This is a genomic window from Elusimicrobiaceae bacterium (genome assembly GCA_028700325.1).
Classification (GTDB): Bacteria; Elusimicrobiota; Elusimicrobia; order Elusimicrobiales; family Elusimicrobiaceae; genus JAQVSV01.
On the sequence record JAQVSV010000106.1, the window covers coordinates 1 to 5788 of the forward strand.

Here is a 5788-nt window from a genome sequence, read left to right on the forward strand (position 1 = left end):
ATATCCGCACAAATATGTGGAGGATCTGGCCAACTATATCGCAACCCAGCGCATCGGCATAGAGGTGTGCGTCACCAGCAATATCCAGACGATCCCCTCGATAAATTCCGTTGAGGATCATCCGGTGAAAAAGATGCTTGACTACGGGCTGTCAGTCAGCATCTGCACCGACAACAGGCTCATCTCCAACACCTCCGTCACACGCGAGCTGGAGCTGGTGGCGACCGCCAACCAGCTGTCGCTGCACGCCATACAGAACCTGATAGTGGCCGGGTTCAAAGGCTCGTTCTTCCCCGGCGATTATACCCAGAAACGCGCTTTTGTGCGCGCGGTTATAGACCGGTTCCAGAAACTTGAAAAAGAGCTCACCGGCAAAAAGAAAAGCTGAAGTTTTCACAGCTGTCGCTAAAACAACGCCCCCGCAAACGGGGGCGTTGTTTATATTCGGCGGCGGTCAGCGCGGCGTGCGCCCAGCCGCCAGGCAGCCGGCTCGGATTGTTTATTCGCGCGATAGGAATATTGCCAGCCCCTTCCGCGCAAATTTTAACTGTACAATTTTTGCGGCAAGCGGAATGCGCCCCCCCCCCTCTGGTAATATTTTAAAAAACTGTTACAATGATATATATTGCGGCAGTGCAGGGGAACCAGACCCTGAAAGTTTTCGGAGAAACACGGAGCAGGCTATGGATTTTTTTGACAACGGCATAAACAGGGAAACCGCTGACACTCGTCAGCGGGCGGCTAATGCGGCGGACAATCCCGGCGAATCCCGTCCGCCCATACCTCCGCAGCCCGGCTCGACCGGGCGGGCCGCCGCATTAAACGCAGAAACGCCGGACGAACTGAAAGCCCGCCTGGACGAAACCGAACGAAAACTTGCCGCCGAAAAAGAAAAAGTGATGCTTGCCAACCTCAAGCAGTCGCAGGCGCAGGTGGTGGAAGCGCAGGTTGAGTATTCGCTCAAGGATATTCAGCAGAAAGTGCAGCGCGACCGGCGCGAGCGCGAACTGGACGACGAGCGGACGGAACTGCGCGGAAAGCTCAAATCGCTTGAGGAAAAACTCGTAACCGAACGGGAAACATGGGTGCATATTCTTAAAACCAATCTGCAGCCTCCCGCGCCTCCTTCGGCACAGCCCAAACCGGAAGCGCACTCGCCAAATTTCGAAAGCACGATTATTGACCGGCTCAACGCCATGGAACAGCGCTGGGCGCAGGAACAGCAGCTGTTGCGCCGGGAATTGCGGGAACGGCCGGCCCCGGCGGCGGCTCCGGCTGAAGACCGGCTGTCGCGGCTGGAAGCCGAATACCGCCGCGCGCTTACCGAAAAAAACATACTGGTTCAGGAACTGGCGAATTTGAAAACCGCCGTTTCCAAAATGACGAACCAGGGCAGTTATCTGGATCAGATTTCAACGGTGGTCCTTACCCTGCGCGACGCCGTTTCCACGCTCAGCCTGCAAAGCGGCGCGACTCTTGATTTCGCCCGCAACGCCGCACAGAAAGAAGAGGAATTCGCGCGCGCCAAGGATCAGATAAAAAAGCTTGCCGCCGCTCATGCGGAAAGCGAACAAAACGTCAAACAGCGCGACGGGCATATCGAAACGCTTAAAGCGGACAAACTGCGCGCCGTTCAGGAACTGCTGAAACTCAAACAGAGCCTTTCGCAGATCCGCGCGGTCAACAGCGCGCTTGAGCGGGAATTAACCCGCGTGGAAGCCGAAAAACAGGCAGTCCAGCGCAGCGCGGCGGAACAAGCCACTTTCATCGGCCGGCTGAAAAAGGACATGGCCGACAATGAAGCCAGATATCTCAGCGAGGTCAGCGAGCTTACCCGCAAATGGGAAGAACAGAAGATCGAGATGTCCGACCTGACGGCGGAACTCGGCAGGATGCAGGCGCGGCACGAGGAAAAAGTTTCCGAACTGAACGCGTTGCTGCGGGAGCAGGCCGCCAGCTATCAGGCGCGCATCAACCATCTGGAACTGCTGCAAAAAACCAGCGAGGAAAAACTCAAACTGGTCGAGCGGGAACGCCGGGAACTGCAGGAGCGGTGCGACGGGCTCGCGGCGGAGAAGCGGACCGTTGAGCGTGAACGCAACGATCTGGAACTGGACAAGAGCAGGCTTGAGTCGGATAAACGGAGCATGGAACGCGAAATGATCCGGCTGCAATCTGAAAAAGAGGCGCTGTCGGCGCATATCAACAAACTGACAACCCACGGCAGGCTGCTGTTCGAGCACAAACAGCAGCTGGACGCCGCGGTGGCTGAACTGCAGCGCAAATCACGCGAAAACATGGCGTCAATCGCCTCGCTCAACACCGAAGTTTCGGAGCTTAACCGGCGCAACGAAAGCCTGAAGCAGGAAATGACCGCCAAGCAGGCGGAAACAGCCCGGCAGCAGGCCGAACTGACCCGGGCCCACAAGGAAGCGGAAACTTCGCTTAAAGAAATGCTCTCGCACGAGACCGCGGTGTCCGCCGCGCTCTCAAAGAAAATCGAAAGGCTTGAAAACGCCACGCGCGACTTCGCCGGCCGGCTTAAATGGGCCATTACCGGCAAACCGCCCCGCGAAAACGAGAATGACGGCAATGACTGAGAAACAGCTTTGCGTGGCGGTGCTTTACGGAGGCAAATCCGCCGAGCACGATATTTCCATACAGTCCGGCACAACCATTTGCCGGCTGGCGGGCCACACCGGCTTTGGCGTGGTGCCGGTGTATATTGATCGTGAAGGCCGCTGGTTCCTGCAAACAGAACCGGGCGGCTCAAACACCCGCAGGGACAGGGTTCTGCCCGTCCCGGGCAGCGGCAGGCCCGCGCTGATCTCCCATGACACCGGACGAAAAGGCCTGCATATTGAATTTGACGTCGCTTTTCCGATACTGCACGGCCCGATGGGCGAAGACGGCACCCTGCAGGGACTGCTGGAGCTGTGTTCAATCCCGTACGCCGGATGCGGAGTGCTGGCATCGGCCGCAGGAATGGACAAAGAGGTGTGCAAACGGCTCGCGCAGTCGGCAGGCGTGGCGGTTCTGCCGCATGTAACGCTTCACCGGGAAACGTGGTCGCTTTCCGCCGCCGGGTCCGCGGCGCTGGAATTCGGATATCCGGTATTCGTAAAACCGCTTTGCATGGGCTCTTCAGTGGGCATAACCCGCGTGACAGAACCCGCCGCGCTTGAAACGGCTGTTGCAAAAGCGTTCCGATACGACAGCCGGGTGATGATAGAACGCGGAGTGGATCACGCCCGTGAAATCATGTGCGGACTGCTTGGAAGCGGAGCGGACTGCAAGGTTTCCGTATGCGGAGAAATCGGCGCCATAGCGGGCGAATTTTTCGACTATAACGCCAAGTACGAATCCGCGCACGGGTTCGACCTGCCCGCAAACATTCCGCCCGAAACAGCCGCGCTGGCGCGCGATTATGCTTTGAAAGTGTTTTCCGCCATACGCGGCGAAGGATTCGCGCGGGCGGATTTTCTGCTTGACCCTAAAACCGGAAACCTGTTTTTCGGTGAAATCAATACCGCGCCGGGCTTTACGCCAAACAGCCTTTATCCGCAGTTATTTAACGCTTCCGGCGTATCTCCGGCGCAGGCGGTACGCCGCCTGATCGAACTGGCCGCCAAACGCCAGAACGACGCGAAACTCGTTTCCGTAACCAGATAAACACACCCGTTTATTTCTCCCGCCCGGCTCGCGCCGGCGCGGAACCCTTTGTTTTTCCGGAATGATTGGCGCACGACCCGGCAATCGGGCGCGGATATGCCCGCGCGCAAACCAGAAAACAGGCCGCAGGCTTCATTTTTCCGGCTGCGACCGAACCCCGCTTGCTTTGCCGGCCGACAGGCCGGGATTTCAAGTCAAGCACGCGTCGACTCAAGCATAGTGCCGGGCGGAATTTTGAAACCACATGCCGGGTATTTTTTCTGCCTGAAAACAAGGCGGGCCCTGCATACACAAGGGCCCGTCTTCACAACATAACCGGCACCGTTTATTTCGCGGCGGCTTTTCCGCCGCCAGCCTGTTTCGCGGCTGGTTTGCCGTCAGCCGGCGCGACAGGTTTATCGGCTGCTTTACCGCCGTCATCCGCCGGCACAACCGACTCCAGCAGTCTGGTCGCTTCGGGATTCGCCGGGTTCAGCGCCTTGTCGGATATTTTATAATTGAACTGATAAGTGGAAAGCAATCCGTTCGGTTCGGAAGGCGGCACTTTAACCGAAATGGCATACGCATTGTCGGATGAAAGCTGAATCGCCCACTCGATTTCGGTGTCCGGCGCCTTGGTGGTAGCCCTGACAAGTTCCTCAAGCGATTTGCCCGACGGCAAAACATAAGCCTTGATCTGCCCGATAACTTCAGCCTGGTTAATCTCCGGCGCGGCTGGCGCAACCTCGGCGGACTCGACCGGTACGGGAAGTTTGACGCCGGGTATCGAGATCCCTCGCTTCGATAACAGGACAAAGGGATTATATTTTGCCGGCAGAACATTGAATTTGGCGAGCATGAACGCCGCCACCAGCGAGATCGCAAGCATCAGCACAAGACTCACAAAAAACCGGACAAGTTTTTTTATAAAACGGCCTTTTCTGTTAACCTCGGTAATGACCATCGCGCTGTCGGTTGGAACCGCCATGCCCAGAGTATCCATCGGATTGGCGTTTGCGGCGCCTCTTTGGAACCGGAAACTATCCTCCACCATAGGCAACGCCACACTGATATTCGGAGCCGGCTTCGCTTCGGGTTCTGAACCGGTAGCCAGACGAAAGGAAGATTCTATTTTCGGCGGTTCCATACTGGCTGGCGCGGCAGCTGGCGCGGCGGACGCGGAAATTTCAAATATTGACTGAGCGACAGGTTCAGCTGCCGCAGGCGCGGGCTCCGGCGCAGCAGCCTGCGCCGCAGGCTCCGGTGCGACTGCGGAAGCCGGGGCTTCAAACACCATCTGAGGCGCAGGTTCCGGTTCAGGAACAGATTGCGGTTCAGGCATTGCGGCAGGAACATCCGCAGCAGCTTCCGGCTCGGCACGGACGGGTTCCGGCTCAATTTCCGGCTCCGGTTCCGGCAAAACGGAAGCATCCTCATCATTGGATCCGGCTGCAAATCCGGGCCCGGACTCGAAATCCTGCGCGGCTTCGCCTTCAAAACCGGAGCCGCCGTCTGAGCCGAAAGCATCATCGCCGCCCCCGAATCCAAACGTGTCGGCTTTAGGTTTGGGTTTAGGCCGTGGCTGTTCGTTCAATTTGGCAAGCGCCGCCATCTTTTCCTGCTGAAGATTTCTGATATCCTGCTGAAGCGCCGAAATAATACTCATCATTTGCAGCATTTGCTGGGTTGATTCGGCTGCCTGCATCGGCATCGGATATCCGCCCATCTGCTGCGACATCATTCCCGGCATGCCGCCCATCTGCTGCGGCATCATTCCCGGCATGCCGCCCATCTGCTGCGGCATCATTCCCGGCATGCCGCCCATCTGCTGCGGCATCATCCCCGGCATGCCGCCCATCTGCTGCGGCATCATCCCCGGCATGCCGCCCATCTGCTGCGGTATCATCCCCGGCATGCCGCCCATCTGCTGCGGCATCATTCCCGGCATGCCGCCCATCTGCTGCGGCATCTGCATATTCATCGGCGGCGCGGTTTCCGGAATCCCGGCAGAAGTTGCCGGCGGGTTTGTAGCGGGAGGCATCATTCCCGGCATGCCGCCCATCTGCTGCGGCATCTGCATATTCATCGGCGGCGTGGTTTCCGGAATCCCGGCAAGAGTTGCCGGCGGGTTTGTAGC

Annotated in this window: 4 protein-coding genes; 3 read left to right on the forward strand and 1 reads right to left on the reverse strand. The window is 58.1% G+C overall.

Translation table 11 applies throughout. The features are described 5' to 3' along the window. The 3 genes from PHW69_09655 to PHW69_09665 all read left to right on the forward strand — a co-directional run. Positions 1-388: adenosine deaminase family protein (locus PHW69_09655; protein ID MDD4005446.1), on the forward strand; the 388-nt coding region annotated here is incomplete at its 5' end. Positions 389-683: 295 nt separating this feature from the next. Beyond that, complete coding sequence (locus tag PHW69_09660; GenBank protein ID MDD4005447.1) at positions 684-2600, forward strand: hypothetical protein; 1917 nt, start codon at positions 684-686, stop codon at positions 2598-2600. Next, positions 2593-3672: a D-alanine--D-alanine ligase gene (locus PHW69_09665; protein MDD4005448.1), complete on the forward strand. Its 1080-nt coding sequence runs from the start codon at positions 2593-2595 to the stop codon at positions 3670-3672. Before PHW69_09660 ends, PHW69_09665 begins: the two co-directional genes overlap by 8 nt. Positions 3673-3997: 325 nt before the next feature. Here the strand turns inward: PHW69_09665 and PHW69_09670 are convergent. Next, positions 3998-5788 (reverse strand): hypothetical protein (locus PHW69_09670; GenBank protein ID MDD4005449.1); only part of this gene is annotated, 1791 nt, incomplete at its 5' end.

Coding starts and splice junctions, on each gene's coding strand:
- PHW69_09660 (MDD4005447.1), top strand. CDS start 684: ATGGATTTTTTTGACAACGGCATAAACAGGGAAACCGCTGACACTCGT.
- PHW69_09665 (MDD4005448.1), top strand. CDS start 2,593: ATGACTGAGAAACAGCTTTGCGTGGCGGTGCTTTACGGAGGCAAATCC.